The organism is Actinokineospora iranica (assembly GCF_900101685.1).
Classification (GTDB): domain Bacteria; phylum Actinomycetota; class Actinomycetes; order Mycobacteriales; family Pseudonocardiaceae; genus Actinokineospora; species Actinokineospora iranica.
The window spans coordinates 140,889-164,744 of record NZ_FMZZ01000002.1 but is presented as its reverse complement, the minus strand read 5'-3'; the positions used below and the strand labels follow the sequence as shown (position 1 = coordinate 164,744).

Sequence of the window (23,856 nt, the reverse complement as noted above, 5' to 3'; positions counted from 1 at the left end):
GTGGCCTTCAGTCGGGAAGCCCGACGAACTCGGCCATGCGCGCGACGGCGTAGTCGAAGAACTCGTCCGCCGGGTCCGCTGTGCCGACGAGCTGGCCGAACAGCTCGAAGTTGACCATGCCGAACAGCTGCGTCCAGGCCACCATCACCCGGGCGAGGGCGCCCGGGGCGATGTCGAAGGCGACGAGTTCGCGGATTCGCGCCACCTGTTCGCCCACCACGGGCGGCACCTCGGTGTCCGGGGCGTCGCGCGCGATCTCGACCAGCGTCAGCGGTGCCCGGCCCGCGGGCACGACCGTGTCCTGGGGCGCCTGGTAGCCGGGGACCGGGGAGCCGTAGATGAGCGCGTACTCGTGCCGGTGCGCCAGCGCCCAGTTCCGGACCGCGTGGGCCGCCGCGCGCCACCGCGCCCGCGGTGAGCCGGTGCGCGCCGCTTCCTCGACGGCGGCGCCGAGCGCGTCGTAGGCGTCGATGATCAGCGCGGTCAGCAGGTCGTCGCGGCTGGGGAAGTACCGGTAGAGGGCCGAGGAGACCATGCCCAAGCTGCGTGCGACCGCGCGCAGGGAGAGCCGGTGGGCGCCGTCGGTCGCGAGCTGGCGCCGGGCTTCCTCCTTGATCTCGCGGGTCAGCTCGGCCCGGGCGCGGTCGCGCGCGGTCCGGCCCGCGTTCGGAGACGGAGTGCTCATAGAGGCAGTGTGCCTCCGTTCGGAGCGCTGCACAAATACGAGAGCAGTGCTCTTGACGCGGGCCTGGCCGTGCGGTTCACTGATCCCGACCGAGAGCACTGCTCTCTCTTTTCTCGGAGGATGTCATGACCAGTGCCCAGCCCCGCTACCTGCGCCCGGGGCGCTTCGTCCGCGCGATCCGCATGGACGCCTTCGTCGCCTTCCTGGTCCGCCGGGGCGTCAACGTCTGGGGCTCGCGCGTGCTGTCGGTGCGCGGCCGCAAGAGCGGCGAGATGCGCACCACCCCGGTCAACCTGCTCACCTTCGACGGCGAGCAGTACCTGGTGGCCCCGCGCGGGCACACCCAGTGGGTCCGCAACCTCCGCGCCGCGGGCGAAGGCGAACTCCGCCTCGGCGACAAGGTCCAGCGCTTCACCGCCATCGAACTGCCCGACGAGGCCAAGCCCGCCCTGCTGCGCGCCTACCTCAAGCGCTGGGCCTGGGAAGTAGGCGCCTTCTTCGACGGCGTCGGCCCCAAGTCCACCGATGAGGAACTGCGCGCGGCCGCCCCGAACCACCCGATCTTCCGCCTGACGATCGAGCCCTAAGCCCTAGGTCGCTGTCTTCACAAGCTGGTTGACGCGCTGGAACGACAGTCCGAGAACTTCTCCCGCCTCACGCTGCGACAACCCCTGGGCGAGAAGTTCTCGGACCGCCGCGCGCGCCTCCGCCGCGGCCTCCGACTGCTTGCGCGCCGCTTCCTCGCGCAGCGCCTCCGCCCGCCCCAGGTGATCCCGAACCGCGTCGGGCAGGCGCACCTCCACGCGCAGGTCGTACTCATCCTGGGACAGCCCGGTCACAACCTGGATCAGGGCGATCGTCATGGTGGGCACGTCCTTGTAGCGGAGAGCCTGGGTCGAGCGGTCGATCTCCGGGACGCGGATGAACCAGAACTTCCCGTCGCGGGTCACTTCAGCGTGGTAAGTCTTCACGTTCTCAGCCGCCCTCCCTATCTCCCCAGCGTGAGCCCAATTTCCCCACGGCTGTCAAACGTTCTCGAAGGAAGATCTATCCCAGGGTAGACGCAAGAATCAATCCCGGGATAGACGGTTCGCTCGATCGTGTTCTGGCTGGTCAGCCCGCTGTTGTCTTGAGGGCTGTGCTTACCGCGTCGACGGTTAGGGTTATTTGCCATTCTCGGGCGCCGCCCGCGCGGAGGGTGTGCGCGACGGAGTCCGTGTCGAGGTCCGCCGGGGGCTGCCAGCAGGTGCGGCGCAGCAGGTCCGGCTGCAGCAGGTTCTCCACCGGGAGGCGGTTGTCCTCGGCGATCTTGGCCAGGGCGGCGCGGGCGGCGGCCAGGCGCGCGGCGGCCTCCGGGTCCTTGTCGGCCCAGCGGTTGGCGGGCGGCGGGCCGTCTGCGGGCGGGGAGGGGTCGGGAAGCTCGGCCTTGGGGAGTTGGGCCGCGGTGCGCAGGGCGCGCATCCAGGAGCCCGCGAGCCGCCGCTGGGCGCGGCCCTTGAAGACCGGCAGCTGCAGCAGGGCCTGCTCGTCGGCGGGGTTGACCGAGGCCGCCTGGATGATGGCGCTGTCGGGGAGCACGCGGCCGGGGGCGATGTCGCGCTCGCGGGCCATCGCGTCGCGGGTCTCCCACAGGGCGCGGATGGCGGCGAGGCCGCGCGGGGTGCGGACGCTGTGGATGCCGGAGGTGCGCCGCCACGGCTCCTTGCGCGGCGGGGCGGGGTCGGCGGTGCGCAGCGCCTCGAACTCTTCCAGCGCCCACTCCAGCTTCCCTTGGGCGCGCAGCTCGTCTTCCAGCGCGTCGCGGAGCTGGATCAGCAGCTCGACATCGAGGGCCGCGTAGTTCAGCCAGTCGACCGGGAGCGGTCTGCGCGACCAGTCCGCCGCGCCGTGGCCCTTCTCCAGCCGGTAGCCCAGCAGCAGCTCGACCAGGGTGCCCAGGGCGACCCGCTCGAAGCCCGCGAGCCTGCCCGCGAGCTCGGTGTCGAACAGCCGGGCAGGCCGCAGGCCGAGGTCGGCCAGGCAGGGGAGGTCCTGGGACGCGGCGTGCAGCACCCACTCGTCGGCGGTGAGCGCATCGATCAGGGAGTCGACCCGGTCGTCCACGGCGACGGGATCGACGAGGAAGGTTCCCGCGCCTTCTCGGCGGACCTGAACCAGGTAAGCGCGTTGGGAGTACCGGTAGCCGGAGGCCCGCTCGGTGTCCACGGCGATCGGTCCGCGACCTTCGGCGATGCGCCGGGACGCCCGGTCCAGGGCGCTCAGGTCGGTGACGACGTCAGGGGTGCCTTCCGCCGGTTCGGTGAGCAGCACCGGAGCAGGCGGATCTGGCGGTGTGGGTCCTGTTCCGGGGGTAGTCACGGCCGATGACCCTACGGCACGAGCGGTGACCTCCGTCGGAGATCAGCAGCAGTCGTGTGGCTGGGCCATGCCCAGCCCAGCCACACGACTGCTGTTGTCATCGGATGACGCCTGCCCGCATGGCCAGGGCGACCATCTGCGCCCGGTCGCCGGTGCCCAGCTTCCGGCCGATCCGCGACAGGTGCGACTTCACCGTGAGCGCCGAAAGGTTCAGCGCCTCGCCGATCTCCTTGTTGGACTGGCCGTCCGCGACCAGTTGGAGCACCTCCACCTCGCGAGCCGAGAGCTCACGCGGGGTGTTGTCGGTGCCGGGGACCCGGGTTCCCGTGGCGAGGACCGGCGCGACGCTCGGGTCGGCGTAGACGCCGCCTTCGAGCACTCGCCGAACCCCGTCGGTCACGACCACCGGCGACGCGGACTTCAGCAGGTACGCCTGGGCGCCCGCTTGGAAGGCCGATCGAACGGCGTACGGGTCGTCGGAAGAAGCCAGCACGACGATGCGCGGCCAACCGTGGCTGCGCAGCTCCGTGACCAGCTCGATCCCACTGCCGTCGGGCAGTCCGAGATCGAGGATCGCGAGATCGCACGGGCCGGTGGCCTGTGCGCGCGCCCTCGCCTCGGCCACCGTGGCGGCCTCATGCACTGTGCCCGCGCCCATCTGCGTGAGCCGAGCAGCTATCGCCTCCCTCAACAGTGGGTGGTCGTCGACCACCAGCACTGAGAACAGCTCCTCCCGCGGGTGCGGGACCATGTTCGCCGGCAAAGAGCCGGCTGGCGTGGTTCGAACGGCCTGACCTAAGCCGACGGCAGCCACGTCACTACCTCCCTGGAGTCGGTCGTTGCCCCCCGACCGGCACTGGGACTTTCGACCAAACAGCCGCGCCGCCGTTGGACCGAAAGTGGTGTCGACGGAGGAAGCCTAGCCGCCCAAGCGGGTTAGCGGGACGATCAATCGGGTAAGTATCCGATCGGGTTGTGACTCAGGGGGGTGTCGGTCACACGATCGGGTGAGTCACCGATCGGTGACGTAACGAGTTGGACTCGCTACGCGATGAAACAGAGTCGCGGGTAGCGCTGGACCTGGGGGCGGCATGTGTCCGGCGACACGCGGCCGATTCCGCTCGTCGGCAGGTGCGGCGGCCTTTCAGCCGCGCGGCGGCCCTGATTCCGGCCTGGCACCCCGCCTCGACGCCGCCCCGAATAGTGCTCTACGTCACTTTTCGACGCAAGACGTCGCCTTCGGGGACTCTCCGCTCCGGAGACAACGCTCCCGGGGTGAAGCGGGAGCCTCGGAACTCTAACTGGCAAAAGGTAAAAATTTCCGCCTGTCCACTTGTCGGACAGGCTGGGTCCGCGCCCGGTTCATGGCCGAATACCGTCGTGGGCTCTTCGAGTGAACCTGGCCGCGCGTGGCAACCGGTAACGGTTAACCGGCCCGCTCTTGCGCGCCGGTGGCTAGCGTCGCGCTGTTGGTCAGCCGCCGGACGGCGGTGCGCGGACGGGTGCGGGGACGACGGTGTGGGAGGGGTGCGGCCGTGAGTTCAGCGGAGCGGGCAGGGAAGGCGTCCGGGGGACGTTTACCGGCGTGGCGGATAGCCGCCGCGATCGGACTCAGCGGGGCGGTCGTCCTCGGTCTCACCACGGCCACCGGGAACACCGCCGCCGCGGCGGACAACATTCTGAGCGCCGACCGGGACGTCGCCCGGCCGTGCTTCGGCGCGCTGCTGCCCCCGGGCGGCAAGGGCGTCGACCGGCGCGAGGTGACCGCGAGCGTGGACGGCATCGTCCAGGCCCGGCTGACCCCGCACGGCGCGGGCTCCGGCGACTGGGACGTCGCGGTGTTCGACCAGGACTCCGGGGCAGTGGTCGCCGCGTCCGCCGCGCTGCGCAGTGTGGAGCTGGCCGAGAGCTTCGTGGCCAAGGGGCAGCGCCTCGTCGTCCAGGCCTGCCGGTACTCCGGCTCGTCGCGCACGGTCAAGCTGGGCGTGGACTTCCTGGCCGTCGACACCGTGGCCGGGCAGCAGTCCGGGCAAGCCGACATCGTGCGCGTGGAGACGCCGACCAAGCAGCACAAGGACCGGCTGTTCGCCCTCGGCCTCGACGTGACCGAGAAGGCCGACGCCACCGGGGTCGAGGTCGTGATCTCCGGCGACGCCGACCGCGAAGTCCTCGCCGACAGCGGGATGCGCTCGACGGTCGTGCAGGCCGACATCTCGGCGAAGTCCGTCGCCAACGCCAAGCGCGACCGGGAGTACGCGGCCGCGGTCACCGCGTCCGCCCTGCCCTCCGGCCGCACCTCCTACCGGCACCTCTACGACTACGACTACGAGATGAAGCAGCTGGCCAGGGCCAACCCCGGCCTGGTCAAGGCGTTCACGCTGCCGAACCTCACCTGGGAGGGCCGCGACGTCGTCGGCGTGGAGATCGCCGCGAACGTCGACAACACCGCCGACGGCAAGGCCGTGAACTTCACCATGGGCGTTCACCACGCCCGGGAGTGGCCTGCCGGTGAGCACGCCATGGAGTGGGCGCACGAGCTGGTCAAGGGCTACCAGGCGGGCGGGGAGATCCGGTCGCTGGTCGGCAAGACCCGCAACATCGTCGTCCCGATCGTCAACCCCGACGGGTTCTCCATCTCCCGGGAAGCCGAGCCCAAGGGCGACTTCACCCGGTTCGACTACGAGATGAAGCGCAAGAACTGCAACCCGACGGACTCCCCGGAGGAGCTGCGCACCGGGGTCTGCGCGGCCAACCCGGGCGGCCGGGTGCGCGGCACCGACCCCAACCGCAACTACGCGGGCTTCTGGGGCGGCGCGGGCGCGTCTGCGACCTGGAGCAGCGACACCTTCCGCGGCTCCGGGCCGTTCTCCGAGCCCGAGACGCGCAACGTCCGCTCGGTCGTGTCCACCCGCCAGGTGACGAACCTGATCACCCTGCACACCTACTCGAACCTGGTGCTGCGCGTGCCAGGCGTCGCCGACGTCCGCCCGCCGCTCGACGAGCCCGCGTACAAGGCACTCGGCGACAAGATGGCCTCCCGCAACGGGTACGCCAGCAAGCCGTCGTGGCAGCTCTACGACACGACCGGGGGGACAGAGGACTGGTCGTACTTCGCGACCGGCGGCTACGGCTTCACCTTCGAGGTAGGCCCCGACGAGTTCCACCCGCCCTTCGAGACCGGTGTGGTCGCCGAGTACGCGGGCCTCGCGCCCGCCGCTGGCGCGGGCAAGGGCGGCAACCGCCAGGCGTTCATCGACATGCTGGCCAACGCGGCGGACCCGGCCGCGCACTCGACTCTGATCGGCTCCGCGCCCAAGGGGTACAAGCTGCGACTGCGCAAGTCGTTCCAGACGCCGACCTCCCCGGTCATCGCCCCGGACGGCTCGACCGGCGAGCCGATCTACGTGGCGGACACGCTCACCTCGGAGCTGGCCACGACCGGCGGCCGGTTCGCCTGGGCGGTCAATCCGTCGACCCGGCCCTACGTCGCCGGACGCTACGGGCGAAACCCGCAGGGGCCGCCGCAGGAGGCGTTCGCCCTGGCCAACCCGGCCGGGATTCCGGCGGTGAACACCGACTTCCCGAACGACCCGACCGCGGAGAGCATCCCGTTCCACGTGGACGGCTTGCCTGCCGTGGACAACGGGAAGCTGACCGTGTCGGTCGGCTGGGGCTCCGCGGAGACCGACTGGGACCTGTATGTGTTCGACGCGGCGGGCAACCTGGTCACGTCGTCGGCGGGGAGCGGCGCCAACTCCGAGCGGGCCGTCCTGCTGGACCCGCCGGCTGGGGACTACACGGCGGTGATGGTCAACTACTCGCAGGCCGACCCCGCCGCGGCTGACGACTGGTCGAACATGCGGGTGGAGTTCGCCTCGCCGCTGCCCGCCACCTACGGTCCGAAAGAGCCCTACACCCTGACCTGCAGCGACAAGCGCGGCAAGCTGGTGGGGCTGGCCGAGGTGTACGTGGACCGCGGCCAGACGACCGACGTCGGCGACGTCTGCCTCCGCTCGGCCCGGACCGCGAAGGAACGCCGCTGACCTGACGTTCCCGGCCCCGGGGCGTCGCCACCACGCTGGAGGTGCGCCCCGGGTGCCGCGCGCCCTACCTGGATAGCAGCGCCCTGCTCAAACGGATCATCGAGGAAGCCGAGTCCGGGCCGCTGCGGGCCGCGCTGCGTGACCACATCGAGGACAACGCCGTGTTGCTGTCATCGCGGCTGGCGTCGATCGAGGTCAGCCGGGCTATCCGGGTGCGGTTCGACCTGGGGTACGCGGACGCGGCGGACTTCGTGGACGACGCGATGTCCGGTGTCGCGGAGCAGCCGGTCGGGGACGAGGTCGTCAGTCTCAGCCAACGGCTCAACCCGAACCGGCTGCGCTCGTTGGACGCCATCCATGTCGCGGCGGCGATGCTGCTGGACGTCGACTTGCTGATCACTTACGACGACCGAATGGCCGATGCCGGGCAGCGCAATGGGCTGCGTTGTGCCGCGCCTGGCGTTCAGCGCGGCTGATGGCTGTGTGCGGTTGTCACCGGTTTGCCGGGGTGGTGGCGTGGCCTGCCCAGCGGTGGCTTGCCATTGACGTGCGGTGAGGCGTTGGGCTTGATGGGGTTCGTGGGGGCTGGGTTGGGTTGGCTCGATGGGGTGGAGTGGTTTCTTCGGGGCCCCTACGAAGGAAGATCCCGTCGCGGGGAAAGACGGGTGGGGAGCCTTCGGCCCCACGACCACGGCAAGTTTAGGGATCTTCCTTCACCCCCAAAGAAACCACTCCACCCCATCGAGCACTTGGCGGGCGCTTGCTGGCCTGGCAGAGGGTCGGGTTCGCTGCTCCACCCCATCGAGCACCTGGCAGGGCGGGGTGCGGCTTTGGGTGGGGGGTTTGCTGCTCCTGCTTCTTGCGCCACCGCATCGCGCGATGGGCGAGCCTCGGTTCGGTCTGGCAGGGGTGGGCGCGCTCCTCCGTCCCGTTGAGCACGGGCGGGCGCTCGGGGGTTGGTGTGCTGTCGGGCTTCTGTTGGGTACTGGTCGGGGTGGTGTGTTGGTTAGGCGGGTTGGGGATGGCGGCCATCAGGGCGAAGTAGTGCTCTGCTGTGCGGGTGGTGTTCAGGTTGTGCCAAGCGGTGAGGGCGTCGGGGGTCAGGACGTCGAGTTTGCGCAGGATGGCGTGGGCGAACTCCAGGGGGGCCAGGCCGCTGGCGGTGATCAAGTCGCCGTCGGTGGCCACTGGGGCCGGGACGTAGTGCTCTGTGCCTTGGTAGGACGGGGCTAATGCGGCCAGGGCGTGTGGGTCGTTGCTGGTGTGTTTGCGGGTGTCGAGCAGGCCCGATTCGGCCAGGGCGATGGTCGCGCCGCAGATGGCGGCCACGGGGACGCCCTCGGTGAGGAAGCGGGCCGCCAGGTCGAGCACGGGGCGGTGTTCGGGGGCGGACCATGTGGTCGCGCCGGGCAGGATCAGGATGGCGGCGGTTGCCGGGTCCACTTCGTCCACGGTCAGGTCGGGGACGAGTGTCAGGCCGCCCATCGTGCGGACCGGGGCGCGTGTCGCGCCGACCGTCAGCACTGGGCGGGTGGCGCCGGGCTCGGCGAAGTAGCGGCCGGAGTTCAGCTCGGCGGTGACGAAGCCCGGTTCCCAGTCGGCGAGCGTGTCGAGGACGTACAGGTAGGTGTTCATGCCGGGAAACTAAACCCGGCCACCGACAGAAATCCGCTGATCAGGACTGCGGGGGCCACTGCTGCGGCTGGCCCGCGAGCGGCTGCGGGCCGGTGTGCGGGTGGGCCGCGTAGGGCGCGGAGCCCGGCTGGGCCGGGTAGGCCGAGGGGCCGGGCTGGGGCGCGGGCGGGTATCCGGTGGGACCGGACGGCGTGGTCTGCCTGCGTGGGCCGGTCGGTCGGAAGGCGACGGCCCCGATCATCCAGGCGATCGTCAGCAACGCGCAGCTCAGCGCCGCGACGAGGACCGCGACGAAACCGGCCATGCCGGAGCCGCCCTTGGCCGCGTTCTTGACGGTCTCGATGGGGACGAGCAGCAGGACCACCGTGGCGACGAAGCTCAGCCCGGCCATTACCAGGCACGCGATACGCATGGGAGCGGAGCCTAATCGCTCTTGCGCTGGCCGAAGATCGCCACGCCGACCGGGGGGAGGCCGACGACGCTGGCCATCAGGTCGCAGAACGCCTCGCCGTGCGGGGCCAGGGGGCCGCGCGGGGTCCAGGACGCGCGCAGTTCCAGGTCGTCGGTGCGGGCTGGGCCCGCGATGTCGCCGAAGCGGGCCGAGGACGTGTCGGTGACCGTGCCGCCCAGGGCGGTGTAGGCCGCGCCGGACGCCTCCAGGGCGTCGGTGAGCCAGGACCAGCCGACGCTGGGCAGCAGGGGGTCGTCGGCGAGTTCCGCGTCCAGTTCCGCGCGCACGTAGGCCACGACGCGCAGGACGCCGTCCCAGGCTTCCTGGCCTTCCGGGTCGTGCAGCAGGATCAGTCTTCCGGTGGCCAGGACCTCGGCCGGACCGGTGGCTTCCGCGGTGAGGGCGAACGCCCACGGGGCCAGCCGCTGCGGCGGGCGGACCTCCGCGAGCTGCAGCTCCGGTCGAGGTCGCAGCGACTTCAGCGCCTCGACGGCCTGGGTGAAGAGTTCAGGCGCTGTTCCGGTCACAACTCGTAACTGTAGGACCACCCGAGTCAGTGAGCCGGTACGGCGCGCCGATGGCTGTCACGGTGGAATACGCGACCCAGCGTCGACCTGTCGCGTGTGACCCACGTCCGAGTAAGACCATCGTCGCACGCGCGCCTCCCGACCCGTGGGACGATGGCGGGGCCATGACTGACCTCATCACCTCGGCCGCCCCCCGTCGGAGCCTGCCGAGCGCCCCCTTCCTCGCCGCCGCGCGCGGCGACACCCCGTCCCGGGTGCCCGTGTGGTTCATGCGGCAGGCGGGTCGCTCGCTGCCCGAGTACCGCGCGCTGCGGGCGGGCACCGGAATGCTGGCGGCCTGCTTCGACCCGGAGATGGTCCGCGAGATCACCCTGCAGCCGGTGCGCAGGCACGACGTGGACGCCGCGATCCTGTTCAGCGACATCGTGGTGCCGCTGGTCGCCGCCGGGGTCGACCTGGACATCGTCGCGGGCACCGGCCCGGTCGTCGCGCGCCCGGTCCGCTCGGCCGCTGACGTGGCCGCGCTGCCGGTGCTGGACGCCGAGCAGGTCGAGCCGGTCGCCGAGGCCGTGCGGCTGCTCACCGCAGCGCTCGGCGAGACGCCGCTGATCGGGTTCGCGGGCGCGCCGTTCACCCTGGCGTCCTACCTGGTCGAAGGCGGCCCGAGCCGCAACCACGAGCGCACCAAGGCGCTGATGTACGCCGACCCGGAGACCTGGCACGCGCTGCTCGACCGGCTCGCCGACACCGCCCTGACGTTCCTGCGCGCGCAGATCGCCGCCGGGGTCGACGCGGTGCAGCTGTTCGACTCGTGGGCGGGCGCGCTGTCGCTCAAGGACTACCGCGAGTTCGTCCTGCCGCACTCGGCCAAGGTGCTCGGCGGCCTCGCCGACGCCGGTGTGCCGCGCATCCACTTCGGCGTTGGCACCGCGGCGCTGCTCGGCGCGATGCGCGAGGCGGGCGCGGACGTGGTCGGCGTCGACTGGCGCACCCCGCTGGACGAGGCCGTCCGCCGCCTCGGCCCGGACGCGGTCGTGCAGGGCAACCTCGACCCGGCCGTGCTGTTCGCCGGTGACGACGTGGTGCGCCGCGAGGCCGCCCGGATCGTCGAGGAGGGCCGCGGGGCGCGCGGGCACATCTTCAACCTGGGCCACGGGGTGCTCCCCGACACCGACCCCGACGTGATCACCCGGACCGTCGAGTTCGTGCACGGCCTGACGCCGGGCCGGTGAGCCCGGTGCGCGTTGCGGTCGTCGGCGGCGGGATCTCCGGCCTCGTCGCGGCGCACCGGCTGCGGGTCCTGCTCGGCCGGGACACCGGGATCGACGCGGGGATCACCGTCCTGGAGCAGACCGACCGGGTCGGCGGCAAGATCCGCACCGTCGACCTCGCGGGCCTGCGCTACGACGTGGGCGCCGAGGCGTACCTGGTCCGCAGGCCAGAGGTGACCGCGCTGCTCGATGAGCTGGGCATGGCCGGGGACGTGGTCCACCCCACCGGGGCGCGGTCCACGGTCCGTGCGGGCGGGGTGACCCGGCACATCCCCGGCCGCACGGTGATGGGCGTGCCCGCCGACCCGGCCGCGGTCGCCGACCTGCTCTCCGCCGACGGCGCGCGCCGCGTCGCCGAGGAGTCCGCCCTGCCGCCGGTCCACCTGGCGGGTGACGCCGCTCTCGGCCCGCTGCTGCGCGAACGGTTCGGCGACGAGCTGACCGACCGGCTGGTCGACCCGCTGCTCGGCGGCGTCTACGCGGGCGGCGTCGACGGCCTCGGCCTGCGCGCCACCATGCCCGGCATCGCCGCGGCGCTCGACGCGGGCGCCAAGAGCCTCACCGAAGCCGCCGCCGCCGTCGTGCCGGCCCCCACCGGCCAGCCCGTGTTCGGGACGCTGGCGGCCGGGCTGGGAACCCTGGTCGATCGGCTCGCCCGCGCCGCCGACATCCGGCTCAACACGCTTGTGCGCGGCTTGGAACGCGCGGGCAGCGGCTGGCGGCTCACCCTGGGCACGGGGGAGGCCCTGACCGCGGACGCGGTGGTGCTGGCCGTCCCAGCACCCGCCGCGCGCAAGCTGCTCGACGGGGTGGTCCCGGCCGCGGCCGCCGCGTACGGCCGGGTCGAGGTCGCGTCGATGGCCGTGGTGGCGCTGGCGCTGCCCGCTGGCGCGGACCTGCCCGGCACCTCGGGCGTGCTGCTCGGCACGCGGGAGCGCAGGCTGGACGGCTCGCCGTTCGCGGTCAAGGCGTTCACGTTCTCCGCGAGCAAGTGGGCCCATCTCGGACAGGACGCTGTGGTGGTGCGCGGCTCGGTTGGCAGGCACGGCGAGCCCGGCGCCCTGCGCGCCGACGACGACGAGCTCGTGCGGCTGGTCCGCGCCGACCTGGTGGAGCTGACCGGGGTCACCGCGCCGCCCATCGACGCGGTGGTCACCCGCTGGGGCGGCGGCCTGCCGCAGTACGCGGTCGGCCACACCGGCCTGGTCGCCGAGATCGAGCGCGCGGTCGCGGACGAGCCCGGCCTCGCCGTCGCGGGCGCGACCCTGCGCGGGGTCGGCATTCCCGCCTGTGTCGGCACCGGCGACGCGGCCGCCCGCCGGATCGCCGCCCACCTGTTGTCTTCTGTAAGCCAGTGAGAATGAATGGGACGATGACGTCATGGCCCGCCTGAACTACGCCGAGCTCAACGACACCATCCGCTACACGATGTGGTCGGTCTTCCGGATCACGCCGGGCGCGCTGCCCGAGGACCGCGGCCCGGCCGCGACCGAGACCGCCGAGTACCTCGACGCCCTGGAAGGCAAGGGGGTCGTGGTGCGCGGGGTGTACGACCTCGCCGGGCTGCGCGCAGACGCCGACTACATGATCTGGTGGCACGCCGAGGAGATCGAGCAGGTGCAGGCCGCCTACACCGGTTTCCGCCGCACCGCGCTGGGCCGGGCGTCGACGCCGGTGTGGAGCCAGGTCGCGCTGCACCGGCCCGCGGAGTTCAACCGCAGCCACATCCCGGCGTTCCTCGCGGGCGAAGAGGCGCGCAAGTACGTCTGCGTGTACCCGTTCGTGCGGTCCTACGAGTGGTACCTGCTGCCCGAGGACGAGCGCCGCAAGATGCTCGCCGACCACGGCAAGGAGGCCCGCGACTACCCGGACGTGCGCGCCAACACCGTCGCGTCGTTCGCCCTGGGCGACTACGAGTGGCTGCTGGCCTTCGAGGCCGACGAGCTGCACCGCATCGTCGACCTGATGCGCCACCTGCGCGGCACCGAGGCGCGCAGGCACGTGCGCGAGGAGATCCCGTTCTACACCGGCACCCGGGTGCCCGCGGCCGAGTTGGTCGCCAACCTGCCGTGACGGCGGGCTCGGCCGGGGTCGAGCTGGTCGGCGACGAGCGGGTCATGGCCGGGCCGTACCGGGTGGCGCACGCCGCGGCCTGGTGCGTCGGGCGGGTCACCGCCGCGGCGGGGGAGCTGCTGCGCGAGCGCGGCACGGACCCGGGCCCGGTCTCGGTCGACGTCCGGCACGCCGCGGAAGCGTTCCGCAGCGAGCGGCACCTGCGCGTGGACGGCGCGTTCCCCGGCGAGATGTGGGCCCCGCTGTCGGGCGACTACCGGGCCGCCGACGGCTGGGTGCGGCTGCACTGCAACTACCCGCACCACGAGGCGGCCGTGCGGACCGCGCTGGGCGATGACGTGGCGGGCGAGGTGGCCACGCTGCCCGCCGCGGTGGTCGTGGCCGCCGTGCTCGCCGCCGGTGGCGCGGCGGCGGCGCTGCGCTCGCCGGGGGACTGGCGGGCGCACCCGCAGGGCGCGGCCGTCGCGGCGGAGCCGCTGGTGTCGGTCGAGCGGATCGGCGACGGGCCCGCGCGGCCCCTGCCGCGCGCCGACCGGCCGCTGGCCGGGGTCCGAGTGCTGGAGCTGACCCATGTGATCGCGGGCCCGGTGTGCGGCCGGACCCTGGCCGCGCACGGCGCGGACGTGCTGCACGTCGGCGCGGCGCACCTGCCCGCCGTGCCCGCCGCGGTGATCGACACCGGGTTCGGCAAGCGGACCTGCCACCTCGACCTTCGCTCGCCGGAAGGCCGGTCGGCGCTGAGCGGGCTGCTGGCCGACGCCGACGTCATGGTCCAGTCTTTCCGGCCGGACTCGTTGCCGGGCAAGGGCTTCGGGTCGAATGATCTGCCGCCGGGGAAGATCCTGGTGAGCCTGTCCGCGTACGGCCACAGTGGACCGTGGCGCACCCGGCGCGGCTTCGACAGCCTGGTCCAGCTCGCGACCGGGATCGCGCACCGCGACGGTGTGGACCAGCCGGTTCCGCTGCCCGCGCAGGCGTTGGACCACGGCACCGGCTGGCTGGCCGCCTACGGCGTGCTGACCGCGCTGCGCCGCCGCGCCGCCGCGGGCGGGACCTGGCACGTGCGGGTCTCGCTGGCCCGCACCGCGCACTGGCTCGACCGGCTCGGCCGCGTCGAGTCGGCTGAGCACGGGAAGCCGGTAGACGCCTATTTGTCCCAAATGGACAGTCCATTCGGAACCGTTCGGCATGTTCGGTTCCCTGGAACGCTTCCCGGGTCGCCGCCGCGCTGGGACCACGGCCCGCGAACCCCTGGCGGCGATCCGCCCGCCTGGTGGTGAGACGCGAAAGCCGCCTTCGGCACGGTGTCCGTGCCGAAGGCGGCCTTCGGTGTCTCAGTCAGCGCTTGCCGAGCTGGTAGGCGCGGACGATGGTCTGCTCCACCGTGGAGCCGCGCGAGTCCTCGGCGGCGGCCCGCAGCGACACCGACGACGCGCCTGCCGGGTGGTCCAGAACCACCAGTGACTTCGCGATCACCGTCGCCCTGTGCCAGGTCTTGCCCTCGTCGTAGGAGACGTCCACCGACAGCCTGCGCGGCTGGCCCTTCGCCCCGTTCTCCAGCTGGAGGGTCACCGGCAGCAGGTAGCGGCCGGTGGGGGCGGCGTTCTCGGCGTCCAGCTCGGCGTGGAAGCGGACGACCGAGATCGGCGCCGCCTGCCTGCCGGGCTTCGAGTCGAACGTCCACTTCGCCGCGACGTGCGTGCTGACCCCGAACCGGGCGTCCCGGGAGCCCTCGGCGGCGAGCGTGTACCGGCCCGCCGACTTGGGGATCTCGAACGAGCCGCCTGCCGGGAAGGCCGTCTCACCGATCTTGACGCCGTCGCGGTACAGGGTCGTCTTGGCCGCCGTGGTGGCCGTGAAGCCCGCGTTGCCGCCGCCGTCGCCGAACAGGCCGATGTCGGCGCTGAGGATGTCCGCGTGCGGGTTGCCCCCGGTCGGGGGCACGTCGAACCGGCGCAGCCACGGGAACTCGGCGCGCGGGAGCGCGGGGCCGAAGACGCCGACGTTGACCCGCTGCCGGTACGTCTTGCCCGCCTGGGCGACCAGCGGCTCGGCGATGAACTGGCCGCCCAGCCCCGAGTCCTGCGGGGTGTCGCCGAAGAGCATCAGGCTGCTGTTCCACCGCGTGTTGTCGGCCAGCAGGTGCTCGGTCAGCACGCCCGCCCGCACGTTCCTGCCGATGGAGAAGCCACCGCTGTCGCCCGCGGCGGGCACCGCGCCGAGGAACCGGGCGGCGGTCGTTCCGGGCACGACTTGGCCGACCGTGGTGCGCACTGTCGCGAGGTCCTGCTGCCGCACCGCGCGGGTGAAGCCGGTCGGCACGGCCCGGTCCTGGAACCAGGCCAGCCCGTAGTACGCGGTGGGCGACTCCAGCCCCACGTTCAGCGACCAGGTGAGCATGTCCGCGGGCAGCTCAGGGCCGATCTGCCCGATGCTGAGCGTGCTTGGGTCGCGGACGGCCACGGTGAAGCTCGCGCCGCGCTCTGGCGTGGAGACGCTGTACCCGCTGGCGCTCAGCGCGGGCTCCGCGGCCGGGTCGGGCGGGGTGATCTTGATGGGCTTGGCGACGCGGGCGTCCACCACGAGATCGGTCTTCTTCGTCATCTCGAAACCCGGGTACGGCAGGTGCTGCACGGCGCGCGTCGCCGCTTGGGCGAAGAGGTTGTTCAGGATGTAGCGGCCCTTGGGCAGCCGCAGGTCCACCACGCCCTCCGGGTCGCCTGCGAAGGTGAAGAAGTCGCTGTCCAGGCCGACGACCAGCGTGCTGAACTCGGCGGTGGGCTTCCCGTCGGGGCCGAGGAAGGTGGCCCGCAGGTCGTAGCTCTCGACCTCGCGCTCCACCGCCAGCGGCGTGCGGACCGCGGCCGTGCCGGTGGTCGCGACGACCGCGCCGGAGTACATGCCGTCGAGGGAGCCGAGCCGGGTGTCCCCGATGACCTGGACCGACGCCGTGCCGCCCGCGGGGACGGCCACCCGGGTGGAGGAGAGCGTGATCATGCCCTGCGGCGCGGGCTTGCCGTCCGGCCCGAGCACCTCGGTCGTCAGGTCCAGGGTCACCGGCTGGTCGCCGCTGTTGCGGTAGGTGAACTCCTTGCTGACCGGCTTGTCGTCGTCGTGCGGCCAGAGCTGGGTGCCCAGGCTCACCGAGGACGGCTCGGTCGTCAGGGTCTGCGCCAGCGCCGCGGGCACGTCGACCCGGCCGGAGCCCTGCTCGAACGCGCTCAGGCCCTGGGTCGGCTTCGCGGACGCGGTCAGCGCGGCCTTGAGCCGCGCGCCGGACCACTCGGGGTGCCGCTGGGCCAGGATCGCCGCCGCGCCCGCCACGTGCGGGGCCGCCATGGACGTGCCGGACAGGCTCACGTACCCCGGCTCGACCGGGTCGCCGATCTGGCCCTGCGCCGCCTTGGCCGCCACGATGCCGGACCCGGGGCCGGTGATGTCCGGCTTGACCGCGCCGTCGCCGATCCGCGGGCCGCGGCTGGAGAAGAACGACAGCGAGTCGTCGCGCTCGACCGAGCCCACGGTGAGCGCGGCGTCCGCGCTGCCCGGCGACGACACCGTCCGCGCCCTCGGCCCCGCGTTGCCCGCCGAGATGACGAACAGGGTCCCCTTCTCCGCGGACAGGCGGTTCACCGCCGCCTCCAGCGGGTCTTCCTCGGGGCCGTCGCTGCCGCCCAGGCTCAGGTTCACGATGTCGGCGCCCTGCTCGGCCGCCCACTCCATGCCCGCGACGATCCACGACTCCTGGCCGGACCCGAAGTCGTCGAGGACCTTGCCGTCGAGCAGCTTCGCGCCGTGCGCGACGCCCTTGTACTTCCCGCCGGTCCCCGCGATGGTCGAGGCGACGTGCGTGCCGTGGCCAACGCGGTCCACGGTGTCGGCAGAGTCGGTGAAGTTGCGTTCCCCGACCTCGCGGCTCGCCAGGTCCGGGTGGGTCTGGTCGACCCCGGTGTCCAGGACCGCGACCGTGACGCCGCTGCCGTCGAGGCCTGCGCGCCACGCCTCGGGCGCGCCGATCTGCGCGGTGCTGCGGTCGAGGGTGGCCTGCCGCTTGCCGTCGAGCCAGAGCGTGCCCTCGCCCACCAGCGAGCGCCACGAGCCCGCCAGAGCCGCCTTGTCCGCCGACAGGGCGCGGGCGCCGACCGACGGGAGGTCGCGCACCGCCCGCACGCCGGTCGCGGAGAACAGGCCCGCGGGGGCCGGGCCGGACTGGATGAGCGGCAGGTCGGCGCGGCGGTCGTCGTAGCCCGCTTCGAGCAGGCCGGTGACGTCGAACAGGCGGCGGTCGAGCGTGCCGGACGAGACCAGCGGCAGCGCGTCGGCCGGGATGACGTGCAGGTGGCCCGCGACGGTGTGGGTGTGGAAGACGACGTCCACGCGGCCATCGGCGGGCTGGACCGCGGGTCCGGCGCCGTTCGCGGGGACCAGGACGCGGTCGCCGGTGATGAGCGTGACCGTGCGGGCCGATGCGGTCCGCGGACGGTCGGCCGCGCTGTCCGCGGTGGCGGGCGCCGCCGCGGCGCAGACCAAGCCCAGTGTGATTGTCGCCGCGGTGATCCTTGTTGTCGTGTTTCGCGCGCGCGGGCGCATTCGACCCCCCGAGTGTGCTGTTTATGGGCATACCGAAAGGCGGGATGTCCGGTGTCGGGTGAATCCCCCAGAATCAAGCCCCAGTTCGCCAGAAACTATCCAGGTTCGATGATCGGCGCGCAAGGGCTAAACGGTTGATCCGGATGGCCGATCGGCGGGCGCGGTCGGGCTCAGCCCGCGGACAGCCCGCCCTGGTTCAGCGTCAGCCGTGCCTGCGGCCCGCCTTCGCCGCACTCGGGGCCGTTGGGGAACGTCGCCCGCGGGACGACCTCGACCCGGTGCTCCGCGCCGCCGAGGGCGAGGGTCACCGCCACCGGTGTGTCCTTGGGCAGGTCGGGCAGTTCGACGAACCCGGCGAGCCCGCCGGTCGGGGTCATCTGGGCGGAGCAGTTCTCGTCGACGCAGGTCGTGGCGCCCGCGCTGGTCGCGGCGCGCAGGTCCAGCTGGGCGGTGCGGCACTCGCCGCCCCAGCAGGCGGTGAGCTGCCCGGTCGGTGGGGGAGTCGCCGCGGAGATCGCTGGGGCGGTCTCTGGGGAAATGTCGAGGCTGATGGCCGCAGGCGAGCCGATCGCGGTGCATGGCGGATCCCCGGCGCCCGGCGAGGACCCGCATCCGAGCAGTGCGCTCAGGCAGAGCGCGAACAGAGCTGTCCCCTTGACGCCGAGCCGCATGAAATCTCCAGCCGCTATGTCCGGTTTGCCGCCGATTCGCCCGCTTGATCCTTCCGGAACACACCTCGCGCCCGCCCATTTTTCCTGGGATCGACGCCTCAATCGTGACGCACACAACCCTCCTGGCGGAGTTAGCGTGCACCCGGACCCGCGACCGCGGGTCCCACAGGAACAAGACGGAGGTCGATCAATGGTCACCCGGAACACCGCCTGGCCCGCGGGAACGCCCTGCTGGGTCGATCTCGGCACGGACGTCGCCCAGGCCGCGGAGTTCTACTCAGGACTCTTCGGCTGGCGGGTGGACATCGGCGGCGAAGAGGTCGGCGGATACGCGAACTGTTTCCTCGGCGACGAGTTCGTCGCGGGCCTCGGACCGCTGCAAGAGGGCCAGACCTCGGCGTGGACCACCTACCTGTCCAGCACCGACGTCGACGCGGACGCGGCCAAGATCACCGCGGCGGGCGGGCAGATCGTCCTGCCGCCGCTGCAGGTGAGCGAGTTCGGCCGCATGGTCGTCGCCATCGACACCGCGGGCGCGGGCTTCGGGCTCTGGGAGGCGGGCAAGCACACCGGCGTCACCCTGGCCAACGAGCCGGGCTCGCTGGTCTGGAACGAGCAGATGAGCGCCGACCTCGCCGCAAGCAAGGAGTTCTACGCCAAGGTCTTCGGGTACGCCTACGAGGACATGGAGGGCGCCCCCGGGGGCTACGCCACACTGAACGTGCCCGGCGGCGAGCAGCCGGTCGGCGGCATCGGCGGCGGGCTGGACGCGGGCACGCCCGCATACTGGGGCGTCTACTTCCAGGTCGCCGACGCCGACGCGACCCTGGAGAAGGTCAAGGAGTTGGGCGGGTCGGTCCTCGATGGCGCGGTCGACACCCCCTTCGGCCGCATGGCGACCGTCGCCGACGACCAGGGCGCCCAGTTCAAGGTCATGGGCGTGCCCGCGAGCTGATCTCGGGGCGCTGCGGCTGCCGAGCGGGGCCAGCCGGGCGGGTCTATCCGGGTGGGTCTATCCGGGTGGGTCTATCCGGGTGGGTCTATCCGGGTGGTGTCGCGCCTGCGCGCGACACCACCCGGGCCCGATCCCCTGGCCTGCCCAGTCGCCACCAAGGGCGCCTCGGCTCGGCCAGGTTGCCCCGATCGGTCAACCACCGCTCGAACGCCGCGGCGTCCTCGCGAGCCCGTGATCCCGTCCGGCGCGGGTTCGCCCGCGCGTACTCGTCGAACAGCGGCGCGAACCGCTCGCCCAGGTCGCCCGCCACGTCCGGGGCCAGGTGCGCGACCACCCGGCGCCGTTTCGCCAGCAGGGCCGCGGCCTCCACCGCCACCGCCGCCGGGTCGAAGCCCGCGGGCGGTGGGCCGTCGGCGAGCAGCGCGCGCAGCAGGTCGGCCTGCCGGGCGGCCAGCCGCGCCCGCCGGTCCGCGTCCCCGTGGGGCATGTGCCCGCTGGTCATGTCCCCGCTGGTCATGTTCCCGCCAGGACGCCGCGGATCGCGGTCAGCTCGGCGGCCAGCTCGGCGTCCGCGGGATAGCGGTCGTCGCGCTCCAGCAGCACCCCCGGCGGGCGGACCCGCGCGCACAGCTCGCCCAGCAGGTCGAGCACGCCGTCGGGCACCGGGTGGGCGTGCGTGTCGTGGTACACCCCGTCGCGCTCGACGCCACCGGCGACGTGCACGTACGCGATCCGCTCCAACGGCAGCCCGTCGAGCAGGTCGACCGGGTCCTGGCCCAGGTTGCGGGCGTTGGCCCACATATTGGCCACGTCGATGAGCAGCAGGCAGCCGGTGCGCTCGACCAGCTCGGTCAGGAACGCCGCCTCGGTCAGCTCCGCGTCCGGCCACTCCAGCAGCGCGGCGATGTTCTCCAGCGCCAGCGGCGTCCCCAGGTCCGCCTGCGCCGCCTTCACGTTGGCGGTGAGCACGTCGAGCGCGTCGCGGGTGCGCGGCACCGGCATCAGGTGCCCGGAGTCCAGCCCGCCCGCCCGGACGAAGCAGATGTGGTCGCTGGCCACCGGGGCGGCCAGCAGTTCGGCGACCGCGGCCAGGTGCTCGACCCGGTCCCGGTCGAGCGGGTCGGCCCCGCCCAGGGAGAGGGAGACGGCATGGGGGAGAACGGGGACCCCTCGACCCCGCAGGAGCCGCAGCGACTCCGGCAGGTGGTCGCGGTGCAGGTTCTCCGCAACGACCTCCACGAAGTCGACGCCCGGCAGCCGCTCGACGGTCAGATCGATCTCCGACCGCCAGCCGATGCCCACCCCGAGCTCACCCATGCCGTCCATTTCCCCCCTCGGTCAGCCGCCGCAGCCCCCGCCGCCTCCGCCGCAGCCACCCCCGCCGCCCCCGCTGCTACAGGACGACCCGCTGCCGCCGCCGCAGCTCGACGAGCTGGACGTGCCGCTGGACGACGCCGAGTACCCCGTCGCCGCCCGCTGCGTCTCCAGCGCCGCGGCGATCTCGGCGTCCGGATAGGTGGCCAGCCCGCCGAACACCACCAGCCCGGCCGCGGTGCCGAGCGCGTAGTCCGGGGCGTGCGCCCCGATCGTCCGGCTGCTCGCCGTGGCCCGCCCGCGGCGCGCCTCGGCCAGCATCCGCGCGCCCTGGTAGGTCCGCGACGGCACCGGCCGCCGGAACAGCACCGCCGCGACCACCGCCGTCCCGAGCAGGGCCAGGGTCAGCCACCCGATCGGGCGGCCCTCCGAAAGCCCGTTGACCCACCGCGCCGCGCCCACCGCGAAGAGCACGGCGAGCGGCGCCGCGGACAGCCGCGCCCGCGACATCCCCTTGTCGACCAGCAACCCCTTGCGGGTCAGGTCCGCGCCGATCCTGGTGACGGCGGCGTCCTGACCGACCTTGTCGACAAGCAGGCGCAGCGTGCGGTGCCCGTACCGCTTGGCATCCGCGAGCACGGCCTGGTCGACGGCGCCACCCCCGCGCGCGCCGTCGACCACCCCCACCGCCCCCGTGCGGCTGATGCGCAGCTTCCCCTCGTCCAGCAGTCTGGCGACCGCCGTCTCCACCACGCGCCGGGTGCCGCCCGCCAGGTACGCCAGCTCGTCAAGCGTGAGCTGACCGGGCGTCCGCTCCGTCGCGGACGCCGTGCGCGCCATGATCCGGACCGCGAGCGCGATGAGCACCGCGAACCCCGCCGCCACCAGGTACAGCCGGAGGAACTCCGGCCCGCTGATTCCCCACGGTTCGTTCATGTCGATCCCCCTTGTGAGGGCACCATGCTCGATGCGCTGTGAGCGCGCGCACAAGAGAGCTTGAGCAAGATTTAGGGAACCCGTGGGCAGGACTTAGGGCTGCTTGAGGTGAATTTGAGGTAGGGGCGGTCAGGCCCCAGCGATGTCTCCGCCGGGGGTGTCGCTGCTAGAGGTGTCACCGTCGGGGACCAGGGTGAGCGAGATGCTGTTGATGCAGTACCGCTGGTCGGTCGGCGTCGGGTAGCCCTCGCCCTCGAAGACGTGCCCGAGGTGGCTGTGGCAGCTCGCGCACAGCACCTCCGTGCGGACCATCCCGTGCGTGCGGTCCTCGCGCAGCACGACGCTCTCGCCTGCCAGCGGCGAGAAGAACGACGGCCACCCGCAGTGCGACTCGAACTTGGTGTCGCTGCGGAACAGCTCGGCCCCGCACGCGCGGCACCGGTACACCCCGGCGGTCTTGGTCTCGGTGTACTCGCCGGTCCAGGCGGGCTCGGTGCCCGCCGCGCGGAGCACGGCGTACTCGCGCGGGTCGAGTTCGGCGCGCCACTCCTGCTCGGACTTGACCACGCGCGGCGTCGCGCCCACCACTGGCTTCATTCCGGCTGGCTTCATTCGAGCTCTCTCTTCTCCCCAGTGCCTCGTTTCCGCGCCGTGCCGCCGGGTGCTTACCCGAGCAGGACGCTCACGATGAACACCAGGGCGTCCCACGCGGCCACCACCACACCCAACAAGATCAGGGCAGCGACTATGCCCGCGGTGAGCCGGTAGTGGCCGCCGAGCCGGTTCGCCGAGTCGGCGAAGTCGCTGACCTGGCCCAGGTAGCCCTCGACGGTGTAGCTCGGCCGCACCCGTTCCACCCGGTCGAGGTGCTCGGCGAACTCCCGCACCTCGGGGTCGGCCGGGTCGAGGCCGATCAGGTCGTCGGAAAAACGGTCCTTCCGCCTGGCGTGGTCACCCGGGCGCGGGTCATCGTCGGACGTCCCGCGGAAACCTGTCCCGACCATGCCTCCACGGTAGCTTGCCGGGCAGGGTAAGAGGAATCAGCGAGATTCCAGCGGACGCTCCTCGGTCGGGCCGTCGGCGCGCAGGTGCACCACCGAGGTGAAGCCCCACTCGGTGAGCCTGCCCAGTTGCGCGCCCAGCTTCCCGCGCCTGCGGATGGGCGAGACCGTCCGGCCGTCCCGGCGCAGCTCGCGGGCGCTGCCGACGACCGTGGGGAGCGGCACGTCGGCCTCGTAGAGCACCGCGACCGCCGCGCGGCTCCCGGCGCCCTCGATCAGGTCGACAATGCGCTCGAAGCCGATGGAGAACCCGCACGCGGGCACGTCGCGGCCCAGCGAGCGGCCGATGAGCCGGTCGTAGCGCCCGCCCCCCGCGACCGACCCGGCCGCCGCCGGGTGGGTGATCTCGAAGATCTGGCCGGTGTAGTAGCCCATGCCGCGCACCAGGGTCGGGTCGAACTCCCAGTCCAGCCCGTCGAGCGCGCGCAGCGCGTCCGCGGTGCCCGCCAGGTCGGCGACGACCTCGTCGGGCAGGTCCGGCACGGCCTCGGCGAGCCGGTCGCCCAGCTTGGCCGGGTCGACGCCGCGCAGGCCGGTGATGGTCTCCTGGAGCCGGTCGATCTGGGCGGTGTCCAGCCCCCGGCCGGGCAGTTCGGCGCGCACGCCCTCCCAGCCGATCTTGTCGAGCTTGTCCAGGGTGATGAACAGCCCGGTCCACGCCTGCTCGGGCAGCCCCGCGGCCTGGGCCAGCGCGGACAGGAACCGCCGGTCGGAGACGCGAACGGTCGCGCCGTCGAGCCCGGCGGCGGCCAGCGCCTCGGTGGTGGCCTCGATCAGCTCGACCTCGGCCAGCACGCTCTCCTCGCCGAGCATGTCGATGTCGCACTGGTAGAACTGCCGGTAGCGGCCCTTCTGCGGCCGCTCGGCCCGCCACACCGGCCCGAACTGGAACGACCGGAACGGCTGCGGCAGGCTCGCCTGGTTGTTGCCGTAGAACCGGGTCAGCGGCACGGTCAGGTCGTAGCGCAGCCCCAGGTCCACCAGGTCGTCCAGCCGCGTCTCGGCGGCGACGACCTCGTCAAGTCCGCGGCGCAGCACCCGGTAGATCAGCTTCTCGTTCTCGCCGCCCTGGCCGCCCTGCAGGCGCTCGATGTTCTCCAGCGCGGGCGTCTCGATGCGCTGGTAGCCGTACCGGTGGTAGACCTCGGTGATCCGGGCCAGCACGTGGTCGCGCACGGCCACGGTCGCGGGCAGCAGGTCACGGGTGCCCCGGGCGGGGCTGTTGTCCATCTTCACCGGTCGGGTTCCTCGCAGATGACGGTTAACGGTTGCGGTCAACGCTACCG

Annotated in this window: 23 protein-coding genes; 8 read left to right on the top strand and 15 right to left on the bottom strand. The window is 72.5% G+C overall.

Annotated features, from left to right (window positions below; genetic code table 11):
• Positions 1–7: 7 nt before the first annotated feature.
• A complete protein-coding gene (locus BLS56_RS06050) occupies positions 8–685 on the bottom strand; it encodes a TetR/AcrR family transcriptional regulator (RefSeq protein ID WP_091448939.1) in 678 nt (225 codons plus the stop codon).
• Positions 686–810: 125 nt separating this feature from the next.
• Here BLS56_RS06050 and BLS56_RS06045 point away from each other — a divergent pair, with 125 nt between their 5' ends.
• Positions 811–1,272, top strand: coding sequence for a nitroreductase family deazaflavin-dependent oxidoreductase (locus BLS56_RS06045; protein WP_091448938.1), 462 nt, complete (start codon positions 811–813; stop codon positions 1,270–1,272).
• A gap of 3 nt (positions 1,273–1,275) precedes the next feature.
• Here the strand turns inward: BLS56_RS06045 and BLS56_RS06040 are convergent, their stop codons facing one another.
• From BLS56_RS06040 to BLS56_RS06030, 3 genes are all read right to left on the bottom strand, one after another.
• Positions 1,276–1,635 carry a hypothetical protein gene (locus tag BLS56_RS06040; protein WP_091448937.1) on the bottom strand — a complete coding sequence of 120 codons (360 nt, stop codon included), beginning with the start codon at positions 1,633–1,635 and terminating at the stop codon, positions 1,276–1,278.
• A gap of 163 nt (positions 1,636–1,798) precedes the next feature.
• A complete protein-coding gene (locus BLS56_RS06035) occupies positions 1,799–3,043 on the bottom strand; it encodes a ribonuclease D (protein WP_228771416.1) in 1,245 nt (414 codons plus the stop codon).
• 97 nt (positions 3,044–3,140) lie between these two features.
• On the bottom strand, positions 3,141–3,857 hold the full coding sequence (locus BLS56_RS06030) for a response regulator (protein WP_035282988.1): 717 nt from the start codon (positions 3,855–3,857) through the stop codon (positions 3,141–3,143).
• A 778-nt stretch (positions 3,858–4,635) separates the two neighbouring features.
• Here BLS56_RS06030 and BLS56_RS06025 point away from each other — a divergent pair.
• On the top strand, positions 4,636–7,086 hold the full coding sequence (locus BLS56_RS06025) for a M14 family zinc carboxypeptidase (RefSeq protein ID WP_407640494.1): 2,451 nt from the start codon (positions 4,636–4,638) through the stop codon (positions 7,084–7,086).
• A gap of 41 nt (positions 7,087–7,127) precedes the next feature.
• The gene (locus tag BLS56_RS06020; protein ID WP_091448935.1) at positions 7,128–7,562 is read left to right on the top strand and encodes a type II toxin-antitoxin system VapC family toxin; all 435 of its coding nucleotides are present in this window, start codon (positions 7,128–7,130) and stop codon (positions 7,560–7,562) included.
• A 223-nt stretch (positions 7,563–7,785) separates the two neighbouring features.
• On the opposite strand, the gene BLS56_RS06015 is transcribed toward BLS56_RS06020, so the two are convergent.
• From BLS56_RS06015 to BLS56_RS06005, 3 genes are read right to left on the bottom strand one after another with little or no spacing between them, the layout of a single operon-like run.
• Complete coding sequence (locus tag BLS56_RS06015; RefSeq protein WP_091448934.1) at positions 7,786–8,721, bottom strand: type 1 glutamine amidotransferase family protein; 936 nt, start codon at positions 8,719–8,721, stop codon at positions 7,786–7,788.
• Positions 8,722–8,761: 40 nt separating this feature from the next.
• A complete protein-coding gene (locus tag BLS56_RS06010; RefSeq protein WP_139190536.1) occupies positions 8,762–9,133 on the bottom strand; it encodes a hypothetical protein in 372 nt (123 codons plus the stop codon).
• An 11-nt stretch (positions 9,134–9,144) separates the two neighbouring features.
• The gene (locus BLS56_RS06005) at positions 9,145–9,699 is read right to left on the bottom strand and encodes a DUF3000 domain-containing protein (protein ID WP_091448932.1); all 555 of its coding nucleotides are present in this window, start codon (positions 9,697–9,699) and stop codon (positions 9,145–9,147) included.
• Between the two features lie 164 nt (positions 9,700–9,863).
• On the opposite strand from BLS56_RS06005, the gene hemE reads away from it, so the two are divergent.
• Genes hemE through BLS56_RS05985 form a run of 4 tightly spaced genes read left to right on the top strand, consistent with a single transcriptional unit; the run spans position 9,864 to position 14,323 of the window.
• The gene (gene hemE / locus BLS56_RS06000) at positions 9,864–10,931 is read left to right on the top strand and encodes a uroporphyrinogen decarboxylase (protein WP_091448931.1); all 1,068 of its coding nucleotides are present in this window, start codon (positions 9,864–9,866) and stop codon (positions 10,929–10,931) included.
• Positions 10,928–12,328 (top strand): protoporphyrinogen oxidase, encoded by a 1,401-nt coding sequence (gene hemG, locus BLS56_RS05995; protein ID WP_091448930.1) that lies wholly within the window; start codon positions 10,928–10,930, stop codon positions 12,326–12,328. The genes hemE and hemG overlap by 4 nt, the downstream gene beginning before the upstream one ends.
• 22 nt (positions 12,329–12,350) lie before the next feature.
• On the top strand, positions 12,351–13,043 hold the full coding sequence (hemQ, locus tag BLS56_RS05990) for a hydrogen peroxide-dependent heme synthase (RefSeq protein WP_091448929.1): 693 nt from the start codon (positions 12,351–12,353) through the stop codon (positions 13,041–13,043).
• Between the two features lie 44 nt (positions 13,044–13,087).
• Entirely contained in the window at positions 13,088–14,323 is a 1,236-nt protein-coding gene (locus BLS56_RS05985; protein ID WP_091449266.1) for a CoA transferase, read from the top strand.
• Between the two features lie 58 nt (positions 14,324–14,381).
• Here BLS56_RS05985 and BLS56_RS05980 read toward each other — a convergent pair whose 3' ends face one another.
• Together BLS56_RS05980 and BLS56_RS05975 are read right to left on the bottom strand one after the other, a co-directional pair.
• Positions 14,382–17,573, bottom strand: a complete 3,192-nt coding sequence (locus BLS56_RS05980; protein WP_175482692.1) for a S8 family serine peptidase — start codon at positions 17,571–17,573, stop codon at positions 14,382–14,384.
• Positions 17,574–17,803: 230 nt separating this feature from the next.
• Positions 17,804–18,304 (bottom strand): hypothetical protein, encoded by a 501-nt coding sequence (locus BLS56_RS05975; protein WP_091448927.1) that lies wholly within the window; start codon positions 18,302–18,304, stop codon positions 17,804–17,806.
• Positions 18,305–18,494: 190 nt separating this feature from the next.
• Between BLS56_RS05975 and BLS56_RS05970 the strand changes: the two genes are divergently transcribed.
• On the top strand, positions 18,495–19,259 hold the full coding sequence (locus tag BLS56_RS05970) for a VOC family protein (protein WP_091448926.1): 765 nt from the start codon (positions 18,495–18,497) through the stop codon (positions 19,257–19,259).
• A gap of 85 nt (positions 19,260–19,344) precedes the next feature.
• Here BLS56_RS05970 and BLS56_RS05965 read toward each other — a convergent pair whose 3' ends face one another.
• The 6 genes from BLS56_RS05965 to hisS all read right to left on the bottom strand — a co-directional run bounded on the left by BLS56_RS05965 (position 19,345) and on the right by hisS (position 23,800).
• Positions 19,345–19,776 (bottom strand): hypothetical protein, encoded by a 432-nt coding sequence (locus BLS56_RS05965; protein WP_139190535.1) that lies wholly within the window; start codon positions 19,774–19,776, stop codon positions 19,345–19,347.
• Positions 19,773–20,576 (bottom strand): DUF692 domain-containing protein, encoded by an 804-nt coding sequence (locus tag BLS56_RS05960; RefSeq protein WP_091449265.1) that lies wholly within the window; start codon positions 20,574–20,576, stop codon positions 19,773–19,775. Before BLS56_RS05960 ends, BLS56_RS05965 begins: the two co-directional genes overlap by 4 nt.
• Positions 20,577–20,597: 21 nt before the next feature.
• Complete coding sequence (locus tag BLS56_RS05955) at positions 20,598–21,509, bottom strand: TIGR04222 domain-containing membrane protein (RefSeq protein ID WP_091448924.1); 912 nt, start codon at positions 21,507–21,509, stop codon at positions 20,598–20,600.
• 129 nt (positions 21,510–21,638) lie between these two features.
• Positions 21,639–22,106: a peptide-methionine (R)-S-oxide reductase MsrB gene (msrB, locus tag BLS56_RS05950; RefSeq protein WP_091448923.1), complete on the bottom strand. Its 468-nt coding sequence runs from the start codon at positions 22,104–22,106 to the stop codon at positions 21,639–21,641.
• A gap of 68 nt (positions 22,107–22,174) precedes the next feature.
• On the bottom strand, positions 22,175–22,513 hold the full coding sequence (locus BLS56_RS05945; RefSeq protein WP_091448922.1) for a hypothetical protein: 339 nt from the start codon (positions 22,511–22,513) through the stop codon (positions 22,175–22,177).
• 36 nt (positions 22,514–22,549) lie between these two features.
• Positions 22,550–23,800, bottom strand: a complete 1,251-nt coding sequence (gene hisS / locus BLS56_RS05940) for a histidine--tRNA ligase (protein WP_228771458.1) — start codon at positions 23,798–23,800, stop codon at positions 22,550–22,552.
• Between the last annotated feature and the right edge of the window lie 56 nt (positions 23,801–23,856).

Excerpts from the sequence above, each read along its gene's own strand:
- BLS56_RS06015 (WP_091448934.1), bottom strand. The coding sequence starts at position 8,721 with ATGAACACCTACCTGTACGTCCTCGACACGCTCGCCGACTGGGAACCG.
- BLS56_RS05960 (WP_091449265.1), bottom strand. The coding sequence starts at position 20,576 with ATGGGTGAGCTCGGGGTGGGCATCGGCTGGCGGTCGGAGATCGATCTG.
- BLS56_RS05965 (WP_139190535.1), bottom strand. The coding sequence starts at position 19,776 with ATGACCAGCGGGGACATGACCAGCGGGCACATGCCCCACGGGGACGCG.
- BLS56_RS06050 (WP_091448939.1), bottom strand. The coding sequence starts at position 685 with ATGAGCACTCCGTCTCCGAACGCGGGCCGGACCGCGCGCGACCGCGCC.
- BLS56_RS05975 (WP_091448927.1), bottom strand. The coding sequence starts at position 18,304 with ATGCGGCTCGGCGTCAAGGGGACAGCTCTGTTCGCGCTCTGCCTGAGC.
- msrB (WP_091448923.1), bottom strand. The coding sequence starts at position 22,106 with ATGAAGCCAGTGGTGGGCGCGACGCCGCGCGTGGTCAAGTCCGAGCAG.
- BLS56_RS05985 (WP_091449266.1), top strand. The coding sequence starts at position 13,088 with ATGGCCGGGCCGTACCGGGTGGCGCACGCCGCGGCCTGGTGCGTCGGG.
- BLS56_RS06045 (WP_091448938.1), top strand. The coding sequence starts at position 811 with ATGACCAGTGCCCAGCCCCGCTACCTGCGCCCGGGGCGCTTCGTCCGC.
- BLS56_RS05945 (WP_091448922.1), bottom strand. The coding sequence starts at position 22,513 with ATGGTCGGGACAGGTTTCCGCGGGACGTCCGACGATGACCCGCGCCCG.
- hisS (WP_228771458.1), bottom strand. The coding sequence starts at position 23,800 with ATGGACAACAGCCCCGCCCGGGGCACCCGTGACCTGCTGCCCGCGACC.
- hemE (WP_091448931.1), top strand. The coding sequence starts at position 9,864 with ATGACTGACCTCATCACCTCGGCCGCCCCCCGTCGGAGCCTGCCGAGC.
- hemQ (WP_091448929.1), top strand. The coding sequence starts at position 12,351 with ATGGCCCGCCTGAACTACGCCGAGCTCAACGACACCATCCGCTACACG.
- BLS56_RS06010 (WP_139190536.1), bottom strand. The coding sequence starts at position 9,133 with ATGCGTATCGCGTGCCTGGTAATGGCCGGGCTGAGCTTCGTCGCCACG.
- BLS56_RS05955 (WP_091448924.1), bottom strand. The coding sequence starts at position 21,509 with ATGAACGAACCGTGGGGAATCAGCGGGCCGGAGTTCCTCCGGCTGTAC.
- BLS56_RS05970 (WP_091448926.1), top strand. The coding sequence starts at position 18,495 with ATGGTCACCCGGAACACCGCCTGGCCCGCGGGAACGCCCTGCTGGGTC.